This window comes from Sessilibacter sp. MAH3, assembly GCF_054658275.1.
Genome location: NZ_BAAGIE010000044.1, coordinates 1 through 22821 on the forward strand (window position 1 = coordinate 1; position 22821 = coordinate 22821).

The 22821-nt window shown below is 41.6% G+C and carries 17 protein-coding genes and 1 pseudogene; 10 read left to right on the forward strand and 8 right to left on the reverse strand.

Annotated features, from left to right (window positions below):
* Window positions 1–231: 231 nt before the first annotated feature.
* Entirely contained in the window at window positions 232–783 is a 552-nt protein-coding gene (locus ACYQ2C_RS17570) for a leucine-rich repeat domain-containing protein (RefSeq protein WP_460049893.1), read from the reverse strand.
* A gap of 28 nt (window positions 784–811) precedes the next feature.
* On the opposite strand from ACYQ2C_RS17570, the gene ACYQ2C_RS17575 reads away from it, so the two are divergent.
* Both ACYQ2C_RS17575 and ACYQ2C_RS17580 read left to right on the forward strand, forming a co-directional pair.
* Complete coding sequence (locus ACYQ2C_RS17575) at window positions 812–1021, forward strand: hypothetical protein (protein ID WP_460104456.1); 210 nt, start codon at window positions 812–814, stop codon at window positions 1019–1021.
* Window positions 1022–1224: 203 nt separating this feature from the next.
* A complete protein-coding gene (locus ACYQ2C_RS17580; RefSeq protein WP_460104458.1) occupies window positions 1225–1722 on the forward strand; it encodes a NifB/NifX family molybdenum-iron cluster-binding protein in 498 nt (165 codons plus the stop codon).
* 161 nt (window positions 1723–1883) lie between these two features.
* Here the strand turns inward: ACYQ2C_RS17580 and ACYQ2C_RS17585 are convergent, their stop codons facing one another.
* Entirely contained in the window at window positions 1884–2135 is a 252-nt protein-coding gene (locus tag ACYQ2C_RS17585) for a hypothetical protein (protein WP_460104459.1), read from the reverse strand.
* Between the two features lie 669 nt (window positions 2136–2804).
* Between ACYQ2C_RS17585 and ACYQ2C_RS17590 the strand changes: the two genes are divergently transcribed.
* Together ACYQ2C_RS17590 and ACYQ2C_RS17595 are read left to right on the forward strand one after the other, a co-directional pair.
* A complete protein-coding gene (locus ACYQ2C_RS17590; RefSeq protein ID WP_460104460.1) occupies window positions 2805–3092 on the forward strand; it encodes a BolA family protein in 288 nt (95 codons plus the stop codon).
* Between the two features lie 431 nt (window positions 3093–3523).
* Window positions 3524–3907 (forward strand): hypothetical protein, encoded by a 384-nt coding sequence (locus ACYQ2C_RS17595; protein WP_460049883.1) that lies wholly within the window; start codon window positions 3524–3526, stop codon window positions 3905–3907.
* A 293-nt stretch (window positions 3908–4200) separates the two neighbouring features.
* Here ACYQ2C_RS17595 and ACYQ2C_RS17600 read toward each other — a convergent pair whose 3' ends face one another.
* Together ACYQ2C_RS17600 and cobB are read right to left on the reverse strand one after the other, a co-directional pair.
* Window positions 4201–4794: a DUF4202 domain-containing protein gene (locus ACYQ2C_RS17600; RefSeq protein WP_460104461.1), complete on the reverse strand. Its 594-nt coding sequence runs from the start codon at window positions 4792–4794 to the stop codon at window positions 4201–4203.
* Between the two features lie 130 nt (window positions 4795–4924).
* Window positions 4925–5647 (reverse strand): Sir2 family NAD+-dependent deacetylase, encoded by a 723-nt coding sequence (gene cobB, locus ACYQ2C_RS17605; protein ID WP_460104462.1) that lies wholly within the window; start codon window positions 5645–5647, stop codon window positions 4925–4927.
* Window positions 5648–5939: 292 nt separating this feature from the next.
* Here cobB and ACYQ2C_RS17610 point away from each other — a divergent pair, with 292 nt between their 5' ends.
* Window positions 5940–6956, forward strand: coding sequence for a sensor domain-containing diguanylate cyclase (locus ACYQ2C_RS17610; RefSeq protein ID WP_460104463.1), 1017 nt, complete (start codon window positions 5940–5942; stop codon window positions 6954–6956).
* Window positions 6957–7205: 249 nt separating this feature from the next.
* On the opposite strand, the gene ACYQ2C_RS17615 is transcribed toward ACYQ2C_RS17610, so the two are convergent.
* Window positions 7206–7985, reverse strand: a complete 780-nt coding sequence (locus ACYQ2C_RS17615; RefSeq protein WP_460104465.1) for a helix-turn-helix domain-containing protein — start codon at window positions 7983–7985, stop codon at window positions 7206–7208.
* Window positions 7986–8141: 156 nt separating this feature from the next.
* Here ACYQ2C_RS17615 and ACYQ2C_RS17620 point away from each other — a divergent pair, with 156 nt between their 5' ends.
* Complete coding sequence (locus tag ACYQ2C_RS17620; RefSeq protein WP_460104467.1) at window positions 8142–11609, forward strand: acyl-[ACP]--phospholipid O-acyltransferase; 3468 nt, start codon at window positions 8142–8144, stop codon at window positions 11607–11609.
* Window positions 11610–11779: 170 nt separating this feature from the next.
* On the opposite strand, the gene ACYQ2C_RS17625 is transcribed toward ACYQ2C_RS17620, so the two are convergent.
* A complete protein-coding gene (locus tag ACYQ2C_RS17625) occupies window positions 11780–13195 on the reverse strand; it encodes a DUF945 family protein (RefSeq protein ID WP_460104468.1) in 1416 nt (471 codons plus the stop codon).
* 1256 nt (window positions 13196–14451) lie between these two features.
* Between ACYQ2C_RS17625 and ACYQ2C_RS17630 the strand changes: the two genes are divergently transcribed.
* The 4 genes from ACYQ2C_RS17630 to ACYQ2C_RS17645 all read left to right on the forward strand — a co-directional run bounded on the left by ACYQ2C_RS17630 (window position 14452) and on the right by ACYQ2C_RS17645 (window position 21749).
* On the forward strand, window positions 14452–15627 hold the full coding sequence (locus tag ACYQ2C_RS17630; RefSeq protein WP_460049869.1) for a porin: 1176 nt from the start codon (window positions 14452–14454) through the stop codon (window positions 15625–15627).
* 361 nt (window positions 15628–15988) lie between these two features.
* Window positions 15989–17506, forward strand: coding sequence for an acetaldehyde dehydrogenase ExaC (exaC, locus tag ACYQ2C_RS17635; protein ID WP_460049867.1), 1518 nt, complete (start codon window positions 15989–15991; stop codon window positions 17504–17506).
* Window positions 17507–17869: 363 nt separating this feature from the next.
* Window positions 17870–19066, forward strand: a complete 1197-nt coding sequence (gene nosP, locus ACYQ2C_RS17640) for a nitric oxide-sensing protein NosP (RefSeq protein WP_460049865.1) — start codon at window positions 17870–17872, stop codon at window positions 19064–19066.
* A complete protein-coding gene (locus tag ACYQ2C_RS17645) occupies window positions 19059–21749 on the forward strand; it encodes a PAS domain-containing hybrid sensor histidine kinase/response regulator (RefSeq protein WP_460104469.1) in 2691 nt (896 codons plus the stop codon). Before nosP ends, ACYQ2C_RS17645 begins: the two co-directional genes overlap by 8 nt.
* On the opposite strand, the gene ACYQ2C_RS17650 is transcribed toward ACYQ2C_RS17645, so the two are convergent.
* Together ACYQ2C_RS17650 and ACYQ2C_RS17655 are read right to left on the reverse strand one after the other, a co-directional pair.
* Window positions 21743–22051 carry a hypothetical protein gene (locus ACYQ2C_RS17650; RefSeq protein ID WP_460104470.1) on the reverse strand — a complete coding sequence of 103 codons (309 nt, stop codon included), beginning with the start codon at window positions 22049–22051 and terminating at the stop codon, window positions 21743–21745. The two genes, ACYQ2C_RS17645 and ACYQ2C_RS17650, sit on opposite strands and share 7 nt — an antisense overlap.
* A gap of 149 nt (window positions 22052–22200) precedes the next feature.
* Window positions 22201–22532 (reverse strand): annotated as a pseudogene (locus ACYQ2C_RS17655) (DMT family transporter).
* Window positions 22533–22821: the final 289 nt, after the last annotated feature.

Below are 22821 nucleotides of genomic sequence, written 5' to 3' on the forward strand. Positions count from 1 at the left end.
TGAAGAAATTGGAAATCGCATTTTCAATTTCTGTCCTCTGATTAAATCATGGATGAGTTAATCAGAGGTTCCTATAGGATATTCCGATTAATTCCTCCATGATTTAATCAAAGTTTCCCATACGTAAAGTATTCAAGTTTGAGCGCTTCAGTATTTAATGCTGCTTGATGTTTTTAATTCGTAGCAGCTGAATGTATCAACTGCTACCAGTTGTTAGTCGATAGGTCGTAATTACATTTTTATTTGCGCAGCCGCTAACGCTTGTAGTTGTGATCGCGTAGTATCTGATAACGGGTTTTCTAAAACTTGAATTTTTTTAAGCTTAGCGTTTTTAGAAAGATCCATATCAACAATGTTATTACTGTTTAGGCGTAAATCTTCCAATTCACTTAAATTATCGGTGTTAAGCACAGAGATTTCGTTAACATCTGCCCATAATTCTTCGATCAAAGCATTATTAGAAATATCTAAAGACTCTAAATCATTCATAAATACTTCTAAATGCTTCAGTTCTTTACAACCGCTGATGTCCAATTCTTCGATGGCGTTATTACCTAAAAATATTTCTTCGAGTTTGGTGTTTTTAGATAAGTCTACTTTAGTGAGATTGTTGCGAGTTAAATCGATAAGTTTTAGTTCGGTAAGATATTCTATACCTTCAACACTTTCTATTTTGTGTTTTCGGCAATTTAACTCAATAATATCTTCGGCATTTTCTTTTTGGGTCGCTAAAACGCAAGCTTTAAACGCATCATCTTTAAAAGGGATTTCAGTCAATTTCACAGCGATCTCCTTAAGTGCAATATTTGGGATGTTTATTGAAGAAACAATCTTACGCGGCCATTTTGAGCAAGCACTGAGTTATTCAAAGCTTCCTAGAAAAACTTCTTATAAAAACCTGAGATTCACACCTTTACAATTTAATCAGAGTTTTCTAGATATTGTTGTGTTTGTTACAAAATTAGATTTTGTCGGTTTGCGACAACACCATTTAGGTTTAAATTTTAAAAAGCTTGCTTAGAAAAACGAATAAAATCAAGCCGTTAACTTAGCGGTAGAACCTAATGTCTGTTGTTCTTTATTGATTGTCGGCAACCCTTGTGCCATTAGCGCTATTACTAAAAATCACAGCTGTTTGTGAGATATGGGCATACAATTTGATGAGACTAGGTTGTTTGTATTGAGTTTTTTATCGTTCAATAAATACCTAGGTGCGTTGATATTATGGAAGCCGTGGAACCCATTATTGAAGTAACTTGTGTTAATGATTTATACGAAGATACAGAGGTCGGCGCTGATACTTTAATTGTGGCCTTTGCAAGCATGGATGGCGATTGCGTTGATCAGCACTTTGGTTCAGCCAGAGGTTTTTTTGTGTATGAGATTAGTGGCCACAGTGCTAAATCGGTTACGCATAAATTATTTCCAAAAGAATTAAAAGACGGTAATGAAGATAAATTAAAACCCAAGTTAGCGTGGTTGTTGGGTTGTGATTTGGTGTATTGCGGATCTATTGGTGGTTCTGCTACCAAGCAACTTATTACGATTGGTGTTCATCCTGTTGTCGTAAAAGAAGGGCCGGATGTAGAAGAAGTTATTGAACAACTGCAAGTAGAGATGAATACGGAATTATCGCCAATGTTGCAGCGAATTTTTCTGAAAAAAGCACCAAAAACGGATAAACGTTTTGACGAAATGGATGACGAAGACTGGGATGAATAATTCATCGATTATTGTAGGATTTTAATTTCAATAAGAACCTCTGATTAAATCATGAAAAAGTTTATTAGAGGTTCCTATATGTTTATACGGTTATTTATGCTATGCGCTCAAATTGATCAAACCAACACGCCGAGTGTAAAGCGAATAGATTAAGCAGATAATTAGTTGGGTTTTTTATCACTAACTGCTGTTTTGCTCATGATTGTTGTGCCAATGGTGGTTTCACTGAACGCTAAATAGTCTTCAAGAAGGCTTCTATCACCGGCTCTACGATCCACAGTTTTTCGGCGTTTACGATGGAATAAATCCATTGGCATATCTTGGCAGCGATCATGCTCTAAGCGTCGATCAGTACCTTTGCGTCGATTAACAAATACAGGGGCGTTTTTGTTGTGTTTAGAATCCGTAGTCATTCTCGTACTTCGTTAGTTAAAACAATAGTGAGGGTTAACGGAAAATCAGTATAGTTCATATTTTTCCTTGCGTTGTGGCAACACTGAAAATTCAATCAGGTACAATGAGAGCTTGATTTTATGAACAAAATTACGCGTTATAGATACTAGAAAAGTCTATTCAACACAGAGATTTTTCTATCAATATAAAATCGTATAAAAAATAGAAGGTTATGATTATTTGTTTATGGGAGACCTTAATTGAATTGTAGATTTTTGGTCAGTCGATCCATGTTTAACCTAGGTTTCTAATTTAATATAAGCCTCTGATTAATATAAAACCAGAGCCAATTATAACTTGATGTGTTTATAGGATAGGAATTGGTAATGGGATTTCCAATTTTTCACAATTTCAATCATCTTGAGTTATCGAAATTAGTACACAACATTCTTGCGTTTGAGACTCTTGATGGATCAGAGTTTTTAATGCATTGATTAAATCTAATTTAGTATTGAGTTATTATGAGCAAAATTTTTTGTCGTAAGAAACTTTGGGTTAATTAGAGTTTCCTTTAGACTTTTATTAAGCTGATTGAGGCACGTGACTGCCTATGAAAGTTTGGTTTTTTATTAATCAATTACGAACGTACAGCAGACAGATAGAGGCGTATTGTGGGCAACACTATTGAGATGAGTATTTCAAAGAAAGTAGATCAGGCGTTCAGTCCTAGCTTTTTCTCTGTTGAGAACGAAAGCTATATGCACAATGTTCCCCCAGGCTCGGAGTCGCACTTTAAAGTGGTGGTTGTGAGTGATTTGTTCACTGGAAAACGGTCTGTGCAACGCCATCAACATGTTTACAAAGTGTTAGCTGATGAGTTAAAAGCGGGTGTTCACGCCTTGGCGATTCATGCTTACACGCCAGAAGAGTGGCAGAATCAAAAAGTTGCTCCTGCGTCACCTAAATGTATGGGCTAAATATATGCGCGCGACAGGTTTGAAAATCTGTCGCAAAATTCCTTTTTTACAGTTTTTCATTCTGAATTGTCCTCCTGCTTTTGTCGTAAAATATCACTTCTATACGCATTTTATGCGTTTATCCATGTCAAAGCTGACTAAAAATTGACTTGTTAATCAAGCAGTTAAAGTGTTTTCTTGTGTTAAAGATTGCCATTTTTCTGTCTTTATTGAACGATCGTTATTTCGTGCTGCTATTAAAGTTATCCTTTTAAATAAGGGAATGAAATGAATTTGTCATCCAAAAAATCTATCTGGGCAGAATAGTAGTATCCTGCGATTTAGTTATAAAAAAGTTAACATACGTGTGTAAATTTATGTAAAGTGGCTGCTCCGATAAAATTTTGGCGTTTAAAATTACATTTTCTGCATTACTTTATTGGGGTTAGAGTGTGAGTATCGACTTTGAGGACTGGGAGATTGATCTCAAGAATCTCTCTGCAACGCATCCTTGTGGTTTTACTATCTCGGTTGAAGGTTCCCCCAGAAACCCCTCGGTAGTGCATCCCGGACCGTTTCCAAAACATCTTTCTGCGCTAGATCAGGTTCGCTTGCTGCGTCATGGTGTTGAGGCTATTGCTAAAGCCAGCCGCGACAGCGGTGATGTGGGTAATTCTCGTTACGGGAATCGGCGTGAGCATCAGGCAAAGGTAGTTAAAAAGCCCAGTGGCAACTCCAGTAACTCTAATACTGGCAACCGAGATAATGGTAACCGAGCGAAAAAACCGTTGTTGTCGTTAAAAAAGAAAAACGAAGATTCGCAATCTGATCAGTAGTACACCGTCGATTTTTGAGCGTGCGTTGTGGATTCGACATTGCCTGAATTCTGCCGCATCAAAAACGTGTTTTGTTGAACACTTTCAGGAACCTCTGATTAACTCATCCTTGATTTAATCAGAGGGAAGAAATTGAAAATGTGATTTCCAATTTCTTCACAATTTCAATCACTTACCGTTCTTGAAATTGGCGACACCATCCTTGTGTCGCGAGAAACTCTAGGTTAATCAGAGTTTCCTTCAGTAAAAGTCGAGCCCAGTGAATAAATTTACTGAAGCTCGATGTTCTGTAGTTACTCAGCTAATGCTTTTCCAACCAATTCGCTCAAATGTGCTTTTAGGGGAATGGTGAGAGCCGCTTGATGGCCTTTTTCCGACATTTTATTCCAAGTTTTGCGAATAATATCGATGAGCTTTTCTTCGGAGTGTTTTTCGGCAAAAGGCTCTAAATAGTGTTCAATAAATACTAAGCAAATAACGTCTTCAAGTGCTTGAACTTGCTCGTCTCTTTTTAAATTTCGTTTGGTTAATAATATTTCAACCTTGTCGGTATCCGCACTGCTATAACCGTATTTTTGCATGAGTTTAGCGGCGGTTTCTGCGTGGAATTTACCAAGTTCTAATCGCCATTTTTTATAGCCCGATTTATCCATGGGATAATCAGAACGAGGAATAACCCAGCGCTGTACATGTTGAGCCCTTGCGGCGATTTGCAGTACTTCGTCGGCATCGGGTTGGAATTGTTGTAGACGCTCACTCATTCTTACGCCGTACAACCATTCCTTAGCAACCCATTCACCATTAAAATTTTCTTGGTTTGGGTCTTGTTTATTGAGAGTATCGATTTCATCCAATACAGATTGTAATGCTGAGTTTGCAGAAGTCATTGAAATCATCTCTTTTAAATATTGAAGCAAGTATTCGTTAGACTGCTTGGTTTTGAACTGCTTGGTTTTGAACTGCTTGGTTTTGAGCTGCTTGGTTTTGAACTGCTTGGTTTTGAACTGCGGTGTTAGGCTAAGATTGTGTTGCTAATAAATGTTTAAAAAATTTACCCACTATTTCTGTGGCCGGGCCTTGTATGCATTCGTCGAAACGACTCGCGCCTTTTGACGCTTCTAAATTAAGTTCTACCGTGCGGGCACCGTATTCTTGAGCGATTTGCTGAAATCCGGCCGCCGGATAGACATTGCCAGATGTACCAATAGACACAAATAGATCACACCGCTCCAGTGCTTGGTAGATCTTGTCCATATACAGTGGAATTTCGCCAAACCAAACAATGTGCGGTCTCAGTTTACCGGGTAGTCCACAACAGTCACAAAGCTCTTCGTAATATACCGGTGTTGTTCGGTCGTAAATGGTATCGGTTTTCGCGCAGCGAACTTTCAACAATTCGCCGTGCATGTGTAATAGGTTTTTACTGCCAGCGCGTTCATGAAGATCGTCAACGTTTTGGGTAATCAGCAAAAACTCTCCCGAATAGTCTTTTTCGAATTCCGCCAAATCGATGTGTGCTTGGTTGGGTTGCGTTTCTTCAACCAGTTGGCTGCGTCTTGCATTGTAGAAACGTTGTACCAGTCCTGGATTTGCTGCAAAGGCTTCTGGCGTGGCTACGTCTTCAACCCGATGGTTTTCCCATAATCCATTGTTGTCGCGAAAGGTTTTTAATCCAGATTCGGCGGATATACCGGCTCCGGTGAGAACAACGATTCTTTTTGGGGGTGAGGCGGTTGCCATTTATTAACTCCTGTAGATATTCTCGGCCAATCAGAGACTTCTTAACATTCTAATATAAAATCATTCTAAATTAACATCGATGGTTTTTTCCTAATAATAGCAATCTTACTAGCGTTGTTGTTGCCACCCATAAGCGTAATTTGGTGCTTTATCACCACTAAAAAAATTCTTTTATTTTTGACCAATCTAGCCGATACATGAATTAAGCAGCTCACCTGTAAAAAGTGATGCGCCAAGCAGTTAGTTATAGGCAACTACAAGAGTCTTAACAGTCAATACAGGATTTAGTGTCGTGGAAATAAGTATCGCTAACGAAAATCGACGCCTCAGAGAGATCGTACAACAATTATTAGATCGTATTGATGAGCAGCAAAAAACGCACGCTCATTTTCAGAAATTTCAAACGCGATTACTGCACTCGCAAAGTTTCAGTGAAACCGTTAACCTATTGCTTGATGACGCTTGCCGACATTTTCGGTTGGCTTCAAGCAGTTTGATTTTACACGATGCGGATGGCCACATTGAGGAAATGATCAGTGCATGCCAAATTGATTTGCGCAGTAATCGTTTGCAACTGCGCAAAAATGTCGATTTTTATAAGAAAATTTATCCTGAAAAACCTCAGGTTATGTTACAAGAAATTGATGTTCTCACCGCGACACGGTTATTTCCCGGAACACCTAAAGTAGGCAGTGCCGCATTTTTACCACTGTTAAATGCTCATGGTATTTTTGGCAGTCTGCATTTTGCCTCCAGTGATGAAAAACGATTTATTTCTGCAAAAGATACCAATTTATTAGACCATCTCGCCGATGTCGCCAGTTTAAGTTTGCGTTTTTCATTTTCCCATGAGCAGCAGTGGTTAGCATCATTGCAAGACCCGGTTTTGCAAATTGGCAACGCCCAGTATTTTGAAAAAGCACTGCACAATGAGCTCGATCGCGCCCGCAGAGAACACAGCCACCTAGCCTGTATGATGTTGGTTGTAGAGGCAGAAGTATCGGACATTGATCTAACCTTGCAGAAACTGGTGCAGGAATTAAAGGCAAATATTCGCAAGATTGATATTTGTGCAAGAATCGATGAGGTGTGCTTAGCGGTATTGATGCCCGGAACCGATTTGCGTCAGGCTCAAGGCATGCTTTCTCGCATAGAGCAGTCTATATTGTCTCTCCAGTTAGAACATACCGTAGCCATGGGTGTGCATTCTTGGAAGGCCCGAAAAACAAAGAGCTCTCTCAGTGAAGATGCGTTAAAAGAAGCCGGTGTAGAATTAATTACCACGGCGAAAAATCGCGCTTATGGTTAATGTGAAATAATATCGGTTAACCGATAAAAATATTGGTTAGCGTTTAAGAATATCGAAGGTATTTTTACGAAATTCTGATTAATTGATGAGAACCTTTGATTAATTTATGGAAACCTCCGATTAACTCATTCCTGATTTAATCAGAGGGCAGGCATTGAATAGGCGATTGCCAATGCCTTCGCAATCTCAATCAAGTATGGTTTTTGAATTTGGCAGCACATTCTTGTGCTGCTGAAAACTCTGGGTTATCTATGGTTTTTGGGTGCTGCTGGATTTAATGGTTTGTGTTTTGAAATCTTGCTTTACGTAGTTACTAAAAGAGGTGTATTGCCACTGACGTAATGCCACAACCAGAGTATTGCCAAACTTTTCTCCCAAGGGTAGTGTCGAATCGCGCTTGTTTAATTCGCTGATTTCGTTCACAAGTGCCTGCATCTTTTTTTGTATTTCTTTATTGGTCGAAAACGAACACAAACCATTTAATACTATAAGCTTCTCGGTATCTTGATCAAACTTAGAATTGAAAAAATCTTGTTGCACTTTCTGTAAGAAAAATTGCTGAATGGGGCCGTTGGCTAGCCAGCGAAAATTAGGTGCAATGCGAAGTTTGATGCGATTGCCGGGCAATAAATCGATAATTTTTAGTCGATCTAAGGTGGCCAGTTGTTGAATTAATTTATGGTGATCAAAATTATAATAATCTTCAAGCTCTTCAAAGCTAAATCCGTAAATAACACTCACGGTAATGATCAGTAGGGTCACGTCTCCGGCTATTTGTGCCTCTTGGGATTCGGTTAGTTGTTCTAATTGATACCGATCTCTAGTCATTAAATTCAGTAAATCGGAAAAATCTAAATTCATTAACCGTAAAATCACGTCGAGGCGCTCTAGCGTGAAATTCTCCTCCGCAAAGAGACGTTTTACGGTGGCCTCACTCAGTTCAAGTGCTTGGGCGACGTCTTTGTAGGTGAGCCCAGATGCTCGCAATTGCTTTTTTAAAGCTGTAACTAACGCTTTGATTTGAGCCATAATACCGACCAACTTGATGGAGTGATAATGCATCAAAGTATCGCATGGTGATACTTTTGGTTGCAAATGACTCAACAATTTTTATAAAAGTGGTCAAGTGTGATACATCGATTTACAGTGAGGACTTCCGAGTAACCTATGATAAGGACGACCACCATGACGAAGCTGCGTCATTTTCAGGGAGCGATTCCCTTTTTCATCGCAGTATTTTTGAACGCGTTTGTTGATCTTGGGCATAAAATAACAATTCAAAATACCGTTTATAAACTCTACGACGGCCCAGAACAGGTTATTTTAACGGCCATTGTTAACGCGCTTATTTTACTTCCGTTTATTGTCTTGATGAGTCCTGCTGGATTTTTATCCGATAAATTCAGTAAAACTCACATCATGAGATTATCGGCGTGGGCGGCGGTTGGTTTCACCGTTTTAATCACTGTGTTCTATTATCTCGGCTGGTTTTGGTTGGCCTTTGCCATGACCTTTTTACTCGCTGCACAATCGGCGATTTATTCGCCCGCAAAAATGGGTTATATCAAAGAGTTGTTTGGTAAGGCCCGGCTCGGCGAAGCCAATGGTGTGGTCGCGTCTTTATCGATTATTGCAATTCTCGCCGGTATTTTTGCCTACTCGATTTTATTTGAGAATTTTTATCAAGCCAGCAAGCCGTTAGAAACCGAATCTGAAGTGATTCGTGCGATTGCTCCGATTGGTTTTATACTAATCATTAATTCAATCATTGAATTGATTTTAACCTATCGTTTACCAACGCCTGTGGTGACGCCAACCGAAGAAACCTTTTCTACCAAGCAATTTCTTACCGGGCGATTGTTTAAAAAAGATTTGCAACCGGTTTTAACCCATCGTGCTATTGGTCTTTCTATTGTTGGCTTGTCGGTATTTTGGGCCATTGGCCAAGTTATGCTGGCGGCTTTTCCGGCGTTCTTTAAACAGCTTACCGAAAACGACAACACCATTCTGGTACAAGGTATTTTGGCCTGTTCGGGTTTGGGTATTGCGGTGGGTTCTACCGTTGCCGGTAAATTATCTAAAAACCACATAGAAATTGGTTTGGTGCCTATAGGTGCTGCGGGTATTGCGCTGGGTTTGGTTTTATTAACCTTTCTCGATACGTCACTGGAATTCGCCTTAGATTTCTTTTTAATTGGTTTTAGCGGTGGATTATTTATTGTACCACTTAACGCACTTATTCAATTTAATGCCCAAGCCAATCAATTGGGTAAAATTCTGGCGGCCAACAACTGGGTGCAAAACATTTTTATGTTTTCGTTTTTGGTACTGTCGGTAACCTTTGCCTATTTTGGTTGGAACAGCGCAACACTTTTACAGTTAATTGCCGTGATTGCGCTGATTGGCTGTGTGTATGTTGTGTACGAATGGCCACAGAGTTTAACTCGGTTTTTATTGTCGTTCGTGTTGTCTCGCCGTTATAAAGTTAAAGTACAAGGATTGAATAACTTTCCGGCCAAGGGTGGCGTGCTATTGTTAGGCAATCACATCAGTTGGATTGATTGGGCAATTGTGCAAATCGCCTGTCCGCGTCGTATTCGTTTTGTTATGGATCGCGGAATCTACGAAAAATGGTTCCTGAAATGGTTCTTCGATATGTTCGGTTGTATTCCCATCGATCAAGGTCCACGCAGTCGTCGCGCTCTAGAAACGGTAACCGAACTGCTTAACCAAGGCGAGGCGGTGTGTTTATTCCCCGAAGGCAGTATCAGCCGCACCGGCCATATGGCTGAGTTTCGTAAGGGTTTTGAACATGCCTGCGAAAAGGTTAACGATAAGGTTGTGATCTTACCGTTTTACATGCGCGGTCTTTGGGGGAGCCAGTTTTCGCGATCGTCTTCGCGCTTAAAGTCGGCCACCAGCTCTATATTAACGCGCGATATTATTTTTGCTTTTGGCGAGCCTATGTCGAAAGACAGCACCGCCGATGTTGTAAAGCGTCAGGTGTTTGATTTGAGTATCCACTCGTGGCAAGCCTACGTGGAAGAACTGCCAACGATTAATCGCCTATGGATAGAGAGTGCTAAAAAAACCGGTCGTAAAGACGCGATTATTGATAACACCATGGATGTGATTATTTCGGGAAATCGCGCCCTAACGTCTTCGGTAATTTTATCGCGCCGAATTAAAAAGTTGTCTCCCGCACAAAATGTGGGTGTGTTATTGCCCACCAGTGCCGCGGGTGCTTTGGTGAACATGGGCATTTTGATGGCCGGTAAAACCATCGTAAATTTAAACTACACGGCAAGCCCTGAATCCATCGCAGCTGCCATTGAGCAAGCCGAAATTAGCACTGTGTTTACCTCGAAAAAGTTTTTGGCAAAACTCAAAACTCGCGGTGTTGAGCTGGATTTGTCGGGCGTTGATGTGGTTGAGATGGAGGCTGTGGGCGAGAGTATTTCTAATTTTGAAAAAATCAGTACGCTGATTGCCGTTAAATTAATTCCTAGCGCAATATTGCGCTCGGTAATTTCAGGATTTAAGCAAAAATCTACCGATGTTGCGGCGATATTATTTTCCAGTGGCAGCGAGGGCGCACCTAAGGGCGTAAAACTGACCCACAAAAATATCTTGGCAAACGTGAAGCAAATTGCCGATGTATTAAATATGGAAGACGACGATGCCATCATGGCCAATTTGCCGCTATTCCACGCTTTTGGTTTGACGGTAACGCAGTTTTTACCACTGTTAGAAGGCTGTCCAATGATTTGCCATGCCGATCCAACCGATGCCTTGGGTTGTGCAAAAGCCGTCGCAAAATACAATGCTACCATCATGTGTGGTACCTCAACCTTCTTGCGGCTTTATTGTCGTAACAGCAAGGTTGTACCGCTCATGTTAGACAGCTTACGAATTGTGGTTGCTGGTGCCGAAAAACTCAGTACCGATGTTCGTGAAGCGTTTGGGCAAAAGTTTAATAAAATTATTTACGAGGGTTATGGTGCGACCGAAACCACACCGGTAACGTCTGTGAATGTGCCCGACCAATTAGACATCAGTAATTTTAGTTTGCAGCGGGGCTCAAAAGTGGGCTCTGTGGGTATGCCGTTACCGGGTACCAGCTGCATGATTGTTGATCCTGATACGTTTGAAGAGTTGCCAACCGGCCAAGCGGGGATGATTTTAATTGGTGGTGCACAGGTGATGAAAGGTTATTTAAAACAACCGGAAAAAACCGAAAGCGTCATTAAAGAACTTAAAAACGCGCGCTGGTACGTCAGTGGTGATAAAGGTTATCTAGACGCCGACGGATTCTTATACGTGGTCGATCGCTATTCTCGCTTTGCCAAATTGGGTGGTGAAATGGTGAGTCTTGGCGCGGTGGAGTCTGCTATTGCTAAAATTATTTCCGACCCCGAAAAAGAAGCCGTGATTACCAGTTTGCCCGACGATAAAAAAGGTGAAAAATTGGTGGTTTTGTACGATCAAGAACTGGATGTTGATACCATTAAGCAAGGATTAATGAGCAGTAATTTAAACAGTCTTTCAATTCCGCAGACCTGGTTGAAAGTTGAAACCTTACCAAAACTTGGATCGGGTAAAACCGATTTTGTGAAAGCGAAGCGATTAGCAGAAGAAATGCTGGCAGATTAACTGCCGTGGTATTTACCGCTGTTGTAAATAATTCGGATAGTTAAAAATTAAAAAGCCCCGGAGAGTTAATTACTTTGCGGGGCTTTTTTATGAGAAACTCTCAGTAAACATGAGCGTGTTTATTAGAGGTTTCTGTTGTTTTTAATTAGCAGACAAAAAAATCTATTCGATTATTGAATGGCTTGCATTAAGGCATCAATCGGTAGTTCATTATCATTTAATTTAAAAACACCGTCTTCAAATGAAACAGTTGCCTTGTAACCATCGGCCGCTTCGGTGAAATAACCTAACGCCAAACTGCTTTGCAACGTTTGTTGCACGGTTTGATCAAGAATAACATCCAGTTCGGCATCACTGATTGTTGTGTCAGCGCCATTTAACGCTAATTGTGCTGCAATCGCGGTTTCCATTTGTTTGCGAAGTAGTTTTTGGGCAACCGATTTATCAGCGTCCATTTCTGCATTTAATACAATCGAAGAAATTAACAAAGGTGGTGCTTGTAAGAGAGCGGCAGCGCTAAAGTTATCTGATTTTTTGAGGTAGGTTTTAAGATTAAGGCTCACCGGCGCGCCATCGTATTTCACAGAAGCTTCGCTTATGCTAAACCCTGCTTTATGAGTAAACGCGGCTTCAATAATATCTTCATTGAGAATCTTATCTGGGTCTACGGGAGCGTCTGTTGTGAAGGCGTCGATATAGGCGCTGTAGAGAGCTACAGGAATGTTATCGTAGCTGAAGTTGAGGGTTATGTCGGAGAGCTCTTCGCCGCCTTGATAACGGAGTTTTTTTACCGTGTTGGCGCTGTTAATTTGCAATAGAGTGTTAGATTCAGTGAAAAATACTTCGGAGTCAGACCTAAAGCCTTCCAGTTTTAGCGATATTTCCTCAGATTCAACAGAAATATCCTTAACTTCGATGATAGATTGATACGGCAATAATCCTTTAGCGATAACTTTCGAATAATCTGCCAGCATTAACACAGTGATCGTATCGGTTGTTACTGTGATGTTTTCATTCGATTCTGCCACGGCATCTAGCGCTATTGGTGCAATAACGATAGTTAAATCGAGCTTTTGATTGGATGCTAATGTTCCACTTGCGGTGGCACCCTTAACATTCAGGCTAATCTCGTCAGATTCTATAGAAAAGGCGGCTACTGTTTCTTCGAAGATAAGATCGCCACCTAAATTCATGTAACCGTGACCTTCGAACAGGTCTTGCTCATCTTCACGTTGAATGACTTCATTTAGCTCAGCAGGAAGAATGTTTTCGTCAATATTCGCTTCATATTGAACCCAGCCAATACTCGCAATTTTGCTAAACAGTAATGGGCCGTGTTTTAACGTGACATTTACTGGAATATCCAACGACTCATCAAATAATTCACGTTCATTGTAGTGAAGGTTTAATTTAGCTTCAGATTTAAACCAGCCACGCTCGTAAGATTCCCACGTTAGTTCATATTCAGGAGTGGAGTTAGATTCGGCAATTTGTCTTAGGGTTTTTTCAGCTTTATAACCGCCGTAATAGGGTAGTGCTAAAGCAATCCCGCCAATAATTACAATTCCCGAAAGTATTTTTTTCATAGTATTCCCATATGGTTTTGTCTAAATTGTGTTCGCCTAAGACTGCCTGTAAAGGATGCTCTTAAGATTAGTTTCCTTTAATAACTTCATGTTAACAAAAGTGTTAGCACTTTATGCGTCGCAATACAGCCTTAATTCTTCGATAATTTATCTAATTCTTGAGGTCAGTTAAGTGGTGATAACGCATTAAAACTCTCATTCAAATACAGTTTTAATGCTTTTGTTGTCTTAAAGAACCAAATGTGTGAAAAATTCGGAATGTACAGAGCCAATTTTTGTTGGCTGAATAAATTGAGGATGGATCAACAAAAGAGTCTTGTAGACACTTTTCTACCGTCGTAATCTTTTTAGATTGCTAATAGGAACCTCTGAATAACTCAACCATGATTTATTCAAAGAACAGCAATTGACGATGCGATTACCAATTTCTTCACAATTTCCGTCACTTACCGTTTTTGACATTGGCAACACATCCTTATGTCGCTGCAAACTCTGGATTCATTAGAGTTTCCAATAGTTAATTGCAATGAATTTGTGGCATTGGGGTGTGATTGTTTGAACTAAACAGATGGTTAAATTCGTAACGGGCTTTTAACCAGACGTTTTAAGATGGTCTCATCATCATTCTGGCGAGGGTCCTCCCAAAAACTATAGGAACCTTTGATTAACTCACCCATGATTTAATCAGAGGGCAGAAATTGACAATGCGATTTCCAATGTCTTCACAATTTCAATCACTTGCCGTTCTTGAACTTGACGACACATTCTTGTGTCGAGAGAAACTCTAGGTTAATCAGAGTTTCCTATAAATTAACTTGTTATTTATTGCTCTATCAGTAATTGTTAATAAAATGATTTAAATTGAGATAGAATTTTTTTGCCTGCAAACTGGTCATTATTATATAACGCTATATTGTATCGTTTGTAATAACCGTAACCCGCAGTTAGCTTCTTCCTTAGTCTACAATTTTTTAAACTTAAGTACTAATTCCAATGATTAATACTTAGGGATCAATCTAAAGTGTTGTTTTTGGCCTGCCCCAAAGTGTTAAAGAAACAACTCCTTTGACGAATTTCTTGCAAGCACCCACCGGTTAATACTCGTCACCAGTAGTAATTTGTCAGCGAAAATCGAATTTGACTGTGTTTCGCGCAATGATTGCTCAACAATTGATCCATGGATGTATACGGTTTCGGGATTCAAGACAGATTTCAAATACTACAAAAATAATAAAAACCACAGGAAACCTTGAAAAATGAAGATAAATAATAACAACTTTAAACCAATCTTATTGGCAGGCTGTGTTGCATTGGCAAGTGGTAGTGCTTTTGCGGACGTTAAAGTTTACGAAGACGAGAAAGTTGGTACTTTCAGTGTTGATGCTTCATTTAACACGTTCTTTTCGCAAACCAGTACCGAGAATGACATTTCTGGCATCGATCGCGATCAGTCACGTGTTCGTTCAGGCTTCCTTCCTAACTGGGTTGGATTTAATTTCAGTAAAGAATTAGATAACGTAAAAATTGGTGGTCGCTCATCGTTTTGGGTATCCATCAACGACAGTAACCGTAACCTTACAGAAACCGGTATCGATGTGCGTCAGTTTTACGCGACATTGGATTGGGATTGGGGACAAGTATTGATCGGTAAAGACTTTACTTTGTTCAGCCGCTCTAACATTTTCCTAGATGAAATTTTATTAGGTTACGGAAATGTAAACGATACTTTGGGCCTTGTTGATGGCACTGGTGTATCTTTCGGTAATATTGGTTCTGGTTACATCTATCCATTACCAACATCACAAATCACTTACCGTACACCAACCAAAGGTGGTTTTAGATTGGCCTTGGGTATTGTTGACCCAGGCAACACCACCGACGACAGAGGTCCAAACCGTACTAGCGAAGAAAACACACCACGTTTTGAAGGTGAGTTGACTTACGAAGGTAAATTCAGCGGCGGTAAGATCAACGCGTTTGCGGGTTTCTTACAACAATCAACAGAGTCTGATTTACAAGAAGACGTTGATACCTTCGGCATTTCTTACGGTGCAAAATTAACCCTAGGTGGTTTCTCGATACACGCTTCTGGTTTTGATGGCGAAGCTGTTGGCTTCTTACTTGGCCCAGGCGGTGACGCAGGCTTGGGTTTAACCAATCTTTTAGCCGAAAACGGCGAAGAAGTTGATAGCGATGGTTACTTGGCGCAGGTTGCGTTCAAGCACGGTAAAAACCGCTATGTTGCTTCTTACGGCGAAACCGACGTTGAAATCGACCTAGGTTGGGAAAACGAAGGTACTCAGTTTGCGTGGTTCCATGCTTACAACAGTAACGTAACCTTTGTTGCCGAATACAGCATTAACGAAATTACACTTGGATCTGCTTCGGAAGAGGCTCAAACACTTGCATTAGGTGCAATTGTTAACTTCTAAGAATTAATACAACGACGAAGTATCTGTGTGCACGACCGGTAACTGAGTTTGCCGGTTTCACACCTTGCCGATGAATCGGATTTTTGAGCGAAGGCGTTTTTGGTTATCAGGCAAATTCAGCTCATTTTGAATTAACGTGTGGTTTTTAAAGGGTTAATCACGCGTTTTTTAACTTGGGGATCTCGGATTAACTCCAAGACTACTCGACCTTAAGCAGTTTTGTTTCCTTTAAACAAAAGCTGTGCACAGTGGCCTTGGAGTTAATCAGAGGTTCCTATAAAAACCCATAACAAAAAAAGAGCTATTGCGCCCTGACTATCAGGCCAGTGAACAAACAAACAACCAAATCGGAGTAACCATCATGATCTATGCTGCACCGGGACGAGAAGGTTCAGTTGTTACCTTTAAAAAACGCTACGAAAACTTCATCGGCGGTGAGTGGGTGGCACCGGTAAATGGCCGTTATTTTGAAAATACTTCACCAGTAAACAACGAAGTATTCTGTGAAATCCCACGCTCAGACGAAGCTGATATCAACCTTGCGTTAGACGCCGCGCACAAAGCTAAAGTGACTTGGAGCAAAACCTCTCCAACAGAGCGCTCTAACATTCTTTTGAAAATCGCTGATCGTATCGAGCAAAACCTTGAAGCAATTGCGGTTGCTGAAACTTGGGATAACGGTAAAGCCGTTCGCGAAACCCTAAACGCTGATATTCCTTTAACGGTAGATCACTTCCGTTACTTCGCAGGTTGTATTCGTGCTCAAGAAGGCGCCCTAAGCGAAATCGACGAGAACACTGTTGCATACCACTACCACGAGCCACTCGGCGTTGTTGGCCAGATCATTCCTTGGAACTTCCCAATTTTGATGGCTGCATGGAAATTGGCTCCAGCATTGGCGGCAGGTAACTGCATCGTTATGAAGCCTGCTGAGCAAACTCCTGCTTCTATCTTGGTATTGGTTGATGTCATCAAAGATTTATTACCTCCTGGTGTGTTGAACGTTGTTAACGGTTTCGGTGCAGAAGCAGGCCAAGCGCTAGCGACCAGCACCCGTATCGCTAAAATCGCGTTTACCGGTTCTACTCCAGTTGGTGCTCACATCCTTAAGTGTGCTGCTGAAAACATCATTCCATCGACTGTTGAGCTTGGTGGTAAGTCTCCAAACATCTACTTCGAAGACGTTACTCGTTACGAAGATTCTTACTTGAGCAAAGCCGTTGAAGGTATGGTGTTGGCGTTCTTCAACCAAGGCGAAGTTTGTACTTGTCCTTCTCGTGCATTGATTCACGAAAGCATTTACGACGACTTCATTTCTTTGGTAATCAGCCGTACCAAACAAATCAAGCGTGGCGATCCACTAGACACCGAAACTCAAGTAGGTGCGCAAGCGTCTTCTGAGCAGTACGAAAAAATCCTGAGCTACATCGAAATTGGTCGCCAAGAAGGTGCTGAAGTATTGATCGGTGGTGGCCCAGCTAATGTTCCTGGTTTCGCTAACGGTTTCTACATTGAGCCTACTTTGCTACGCGGCAACAACAACATGCGCGTATTCCAAGAAGAGATTTTTGGCCCAGTTGTTGGTGTAACCACCTTTAAAGACGAAGCAGAAGCTTTAGCGATTGCTAACAGCACTGAGTTCGGTTTGGGTGCAGGTCTTTGGACTCGTGACATGAACCGTGCTTACCGTATGGGTCGTGGTATCGAAGCTGGCCGTGTTTGGACCAACTGTTACCACCACTACCCAGCACATGCTGCGTTCGGCGGTTACAAGAAATCAGGTATCGGTCGTGAAAACCACAAAATGATGCTAGATCATTACCAACAAACCAAAAACTTGTTGGTTAGCTACGACGTTAACCCATTAGGTTTCTTCTAATCTGATCACTTAAACCTTTAGGTTTAAAACTCAGAATTGGGCTGCTAGCGATAAATTGTTTTATCCGTCAATTTATCCTAGCGGCCAATTTGTACCGTTTCGTTTGCTTTATAAGTTTCCAAGGTTGCCCACCAGGAAGCTTTATCCTCCTTGATTAAAGCAAACTTCTTGGGCCTATGTTCACGGGCCCTTTTTTATGTCTAAAAATAATAATTTTTAATTTCTCGCTACATCCAAAGTCGACTGGTCTCTTAGTTTTAATTTTCATACACTGAAGCTCTATAAATAGAAAAAGCGAATAACATTGACTTCGCAAATCGTTAAATTCAATTAAATCTTATCGCCTTGGTGCACGGTCTTGCCATGGAACATCCTTTTATCGAGACACCTTTCAGTTCCTCCCTTAATTCATCCGACGATACTTCAAGTCTAAGAAAAGCTGGCTCCAATAGCCGCAATGCTAGCGAAGCCGCAAAAGAAATCCATCAAGTTTTGAATCCCGGTTCTGGCGATTGTGTTTTCTTCTTCTGTTGCGCCGATTACGACCTTTCACTATTGGCCGAAGAGTTAAATCGACTGTTCCGTGGTTGTAAGTTAATTGGCTGCACAACCGCAGGGGAGATTGTTCCCACCGGACTTACCCGCCAATCCATAACGGCATTTGCTTTAGCACCGCAAGAATTTGCCATAGAAACCAGTTGTGTAACCAATCTTGCTGATTTCACCGAAGACGACGCGCAAGTTTTAGTCGATAAAATGTTGGAGCGACTTGAAGTTAAAGCAGTCGCCGATATCAGTAAGCACAGTTTTGGTTTAACCCTGCAAGATGGAATGTCCATTCGCGAAGAGCTAGTACTTAAGGCTTATCGCGCGGCACTAAATAACATACCTTTGGTTGGTGGTTCTGCGGGAGATAACCTACACTTTCACCACACCAAGGTTTTCTACGACGGTAGATTTCACAGTGATGCAGCGATTTTAGTGCTGGTAAACACGGCTCATCCTTTTAGGGTGTTTCAGTCTCATCACTTGGTGGCAACTCGCGAAAAGCTCGTAGTCACACGCGCGGCGCCAAGCTTAAGGCGTGTGTATGAACTAAACGCTGAACCTGCCGCATTGGAATACTGCCGCATCAATAATCTTGAATTACAGGATTTAGGTCCAGAGACCTTTGCGTTATATCCGCTGGGTGTGCAGCTCAGTGATTCGATCTATGTACGATCGATTCAGCAGGTGCACGACGATTTGAGCCTGACATTTTTTTGTGCAATTGACGTGGGTATAGTGCTGACCAAAATGACGACATCCGGCGTACTTGATCATACTAAGTCTTTATTTTCGGAAATTACCAGTGCTATAGGCGTGCCCCAGCTTTTGTTTGCCTGCGACTGTATTCATCGTCGAATCGAGATCGATAAATTCGAATTGGTGCAAGACATGTCCGATCTATACCAGCGCCACAACGTAATAGGCTTCAACACCTACGGTGAACAGCTTGATGGAATGCATTTAAACCATACTTTTACTGGTGTAGCCATCGGTAGGATAACGAATGAATAATATGGAAACGCTGCTCAGCGACAATTCCACAACCACAATGCGAGATTTAGAGTCTCGTGTTGCGCAGCTCGAAAAAGAAAACACCAAACTCAAAAAAATCAATTCTGTTCTTATTTCCCGAGTCGAAATGGGCTGGGGAAATCACAGCGATGCTTATCGCTCGTTTGAAAGCGCCGCTATGCTCGCCGCTAAGGTGCAAGAGCACTTTTATCAATTGCGTGAAACCCATATTCGTTTGGCCGAAAGCAACGAAAAACTGGCGATATCGCAGTCGGAATCAAAACTGACTCGCCAACGCCTAAAAGACGCCATTGACAGTATTTCTGAATCTCTGGTTTTGTTCGATGCCGATCGACGCATGATCTTGGCGAATGTTCGCTTTCGAGAAATGTGGGGTGACGGTGCCGACCAATTTGTAGCCGGTGAAACCACCTTTAACGACATTCTTAACAGCTCCATTGAACAGCGTGTTATCGATACCAGTGTTAAGTCGAGCACGAAATCCTCTAGCTCGAATGGCCGCACCGCGCCTCTGATCTTCAAAACCTTGTCTGGACGTTGGATTCAGATGTCTGAAAGACCCACCGCCGAAGGTGGTTTGGTTGTGGTCTACACGGATATTACCGCGCTAAAAGCGAGTGAGCAGTTACATCGTGAGCAAGCTTTAAAAGAACAAGCTGATATTCTTCAGTCGACATTAGAAAACATGTCGCTGGGGGTGGCTTTGGTTAACAGCGACTTGAAGATTCAATCTTGGAATCGTCGCTTTATCGAAATGGCCAAGCTCGATCCGCGCAATGTCGCCCAAGGTGATCACTTTCCGAGCCTTATGGCAGAAAGCGATCTTCAAGACGTGACCATTCGTCACGCACTTGCTGGCAAAGAACCCGACAGCCGCCACCGTGAGTTTATTAAACATCTTTCGAATGGCCGGGTTATTTTGGTTCGCCCTAATGTTATGGCTGGCGGAGGGTTTGTAAATACTTACACCGATATTACCGAGCGCTTCCAGCAAGAAGCGGCATTACGCGAAAGTGAACAACGCATTCGCTTGATTACCGATGCCATGCCTGCGTTGATTTCGTACATGAACAAAAATTTGGTGTACGAATTCGTAAACCGGTCTTTTGAGGATTGGTTTGGTATCAGCAAGAAAGACATTATTGGCAAGCATCTTCGCGATCTTTACGAAAATGAAGATTATGAAACTCACTTGCCTCACGTTCGCCGAGTGCTCAAAGGTCAGCAGGTAACCTTCGAGGCCGAGCAAATTAACGGTTTGGGCAAGGGTAGAATCTCTAAGAAAACCTATGTGCCCGATTACGACCAAGACGGTCAGGTGCTGGGTTTCTTTAGTTTGGCTCACGATATTACCGAGCAACGTAAAACCGCCCAAGCGTTGGAACATGCGTATCATTATATGGAGCAGCGTGTTGAGGAGCGCACTAGGCAGATTTCAGAAATCAACAGTTTGCTGCGCAAAGAAATCGACGAGCGTAAATTAATTGAGATCAGTCTCATTAACGCCAAAAAAGAAGCTGAGCGCGCTAACGAATCGAAGACCAAATTCTTGGCCGCTGCCAGTCATGATGTTTTACAACCCATGAACGCAGCGCGGCTATTTGCGACCACGCTGTCTGAGTTAAACCTACCCGGTGAAGGCAATCAGCTAGTCAGTTCCTTAAATTATTCTCTTGAGAATATGGAGACCTTGATTAACTCGTTGCTCGATATTTCTAAGTTAGAAGCGGGCGTAGTCGAAGCTGTTCAAGACTCGTTTAATATTGATGATCTGCTCAGCAAAATAGTTGCCGAATTCAGTCGCTTGGCCGAGCAAGCAGGTCTCGCGTTCCGATACGTGCCTTCTTCGGCAATTATTTCGTCCGATAGCCAATTACTCGCGCGTATTTTAAGAAATTTGCTCACTAATGCTATTCGCTATACCGATACCGGTCGTTTGGTGGTTGGTTGTCGTCGTAAGCGTGATGGCTTGGAAATTCAGGTTTGGGATACCGGAATTGGCATTGCCGAAGACAAACTCGAAGAAATTTTCCAAGAATTTAGACGTCTAGACGGCAAAAATAGCCGCTTCGATAAAGGTTTGGGTTTAGGACTGGCCATTGTTGATCGCATTGCCGGAGTACTAGGTCACGCCATTAATGTGCGTTCAAGACCGGGGCTTGGCTCTTGCTTCTCCGTTACCGTACCTTACGGAAGTGTGCGGCAACAACAAACCGCAGCCAGCTTCCCTATCGACCATTTAAGCCAGTCGTTGCAACACGCACACGCGTTAGTCATCGATAACGACCTGGAAATTTGCCAGGGTATGGAGTCTCTATTAGGTCGTTGGGAATGTCAGGTAACGACGATTCAAACCCTAGAGCAGTTAGACGAGTATTTGCGAGATAACGAAGATCTGCCAGATATTGTGATTGCCGATTATCACTTAGACGACAATACGACCGGTTTGCAAGCCATAGATATGATCAAAGAGCATGTGTGCAGTTTGGGCGACGCAAAATTTAAACGCATTCCCGTTATTTTGGCGACGGCGAATTACTCAAACGAGTTACGTCATTTAGCGCGCGATTTTGGTTTTGCCTTGCTAAATAAACCCATAAAACCGTTGAAGTTGAAAACCGCCATGGCAACGGGATTAAAAATGGCCCGTGAAAATCAGTGAATTTTGATGGCCTTGTTAAGTGTTTTAGTACGTAGGAATAACATAAAGGCCATAACTGAAATTCCTACCTCCACCAAAAATTGCCATGCTTTCTTTTTCTTGCATATGAAGATGGCGCCATAGATAAGTGAAGATATAAATGCCAGCAATAGCAGAACCGGAGTTATAAACATAGAAACCCCTCCAGAATCGATGCTGCTTAACCCAAATAATGTAAAAATCGCTACGCCTATATCAATGCCTGGATATGGATAAAGCAGCACACCAACCATGAGCAGCATCGTACTTAAATATATTTGCATCGATAATCACATCGAACTATCCAGACACTTAACACTGTTATTAGTCTTAATAACGGCGCTCGTATTTTATTAGACCCAATCTGTTGTTATTGATTTAGCGGTTTCAGTTGCTTGCTGCTTTAAGTGCAAAGGCCGAGTGGCCGATTGACTTAATTTACCGTGGTTTTCGACAGAGTATTAAGAATTAATACGCCGCGATAATTAGTGTCATACCAATAACTCCCCAAAGATCTGGTTTTTGACCAAAAAACGCCCCAGATATACTTGCAACTATCACAATACCTAAGCCAGACCAAATGGCGTATGCGGTGCTTACCGGTATGGTTTTTAACGTCAAAGATAAAAAATAAAAACTGGCGGCATAACCAATAATGACAAAGCTTGAAGGAAGCATTTTGGTGAATCCTTCGCTTAGTTTTAGACTGGTCGTTGCGAGTACTTCGCAAAAAATCGCCGTGACCAATAATAACCAGCTTTTCATGAAGCTATCTCATACGTAAAAGCGTAAAGAGTAATCAGAAATCAAAGTAATTTGCAGTCTTGAAATAAACAGAGCTGTCTGCGCAATACTCTTAGAACTTCTATTTTTTAATAACTTCCTTTGCTTGGTAGTAATGCATTCAAGTTTTATAAACCTTGATGAATAAGAGCTCTAATTCGCTTGAAAAATCAGCGAATTTAAAAGTAATGAGTCTTGGTTTCGGATAATAAGTGCAATTTTCTTGAAAAGAGGCCAGCTGGTATAGTCGGCCATTTTTCTCGCCAAAGGA

Bases quoted from the DNA above. Each gene is read 5' to 3' on its own strand.
- ACYQ2C_RS17620 (WP_460104467.1), top strand. From the start codon at position 8,142: ATGACGAAGCTGCGTCATTTTCAGGGAGCGATTCCCTTTTTCATCGCA.
- ACYQ2C_RS17630 (WP_460049869.1), top strand. From the start codon at position 14,452: ATGAAGATAAATAATAACAACTTTAAACCAATCTTATTGGCAGGCTGT.
- nosP (WP_460049865.1), top strand. From the start codon at position 17,870: ATGGAACATCCTTTTATCGAGACACCTTTCAGTTCCTCCCTTAATTCA.
- ACYQ2C_RS17580 (WP_460104458.1), top strand. From the start codon at position 1,225: ATGGAAGCCGTGGAACCCATTATTGAAGTAACTTGTGTTAATGATTTA.
- ACYQ2C_RS17585 (WP_460104459.1), bottom strand. From the start codon at position 2,135: ATGACTACGGATTCTAAACACAACAAAAACGCCCCTGTATTTGTTAAT.
- cobB (WP_460104462.1), bottom strand. From the start codon at position 5,647: ATGGCAACCGCCTCACCCCCAAAAAGAATCGTTGTTCTCACCGGAGCC.
- ACYQ2C_RS17590 (WP_460104460.1), top strand. From the start codon at position 2,805: ATGAGTATTTCAAAGAAAGTAGATCAGGCGTTCAGTCCTAGCTTTTTC.
- exaC (WP_460049867.1), top strand. From the start codon at position 15,989: ATGATCTATGCTGCACCGGGACGAGAAGGTTCAGTTGTTACCTTTAAA.
- ACYQ2C_RS17650 (WP_460104470.1), bottom strand. From the start codon at position 22,051: ATGCAAATATATTTAAGTACGATGCTGCTCATGGTTGGTGTGCTGCTT.
- ACYQ2C_RS17600 (WP_460104461.1), bottom strand. From the start codon at position 4,794: ATGACTTCTGCAAACTCAGCATTACAATCTGTATTGGATGAAATCGAT.
- ACYQ2C_RS17575 (WP_460104456.1), top strand. From the start codon at position 812: ATGTTTATTGAAGAAACAATCTTACGCGGCCATTTTGAGCAAGCACTG.
- ACYQ2C_RS17645 (WP_460104469.1), top strand. From the start codon at position 19,059: ATGAATAATATGGAAACGCTGCTCAGCGACAATTCCACAACCACAATG.
- ACYQ2C_RS17615 (WP_460104465.1), bottom strand. From the start codon at position 7,985: ATGGCTCAAATCAAAGCGTTAGTTACAGCTTTAAAAAAGCAATTGCGA.
- ACYQ2C_RS17625 (WP_460104468.1), bottom strand. From the start codon at position 13,195: ATGAAAAAAATACTTTCGGGAATTGTAATTATTGGCGGGATTGCTTTA.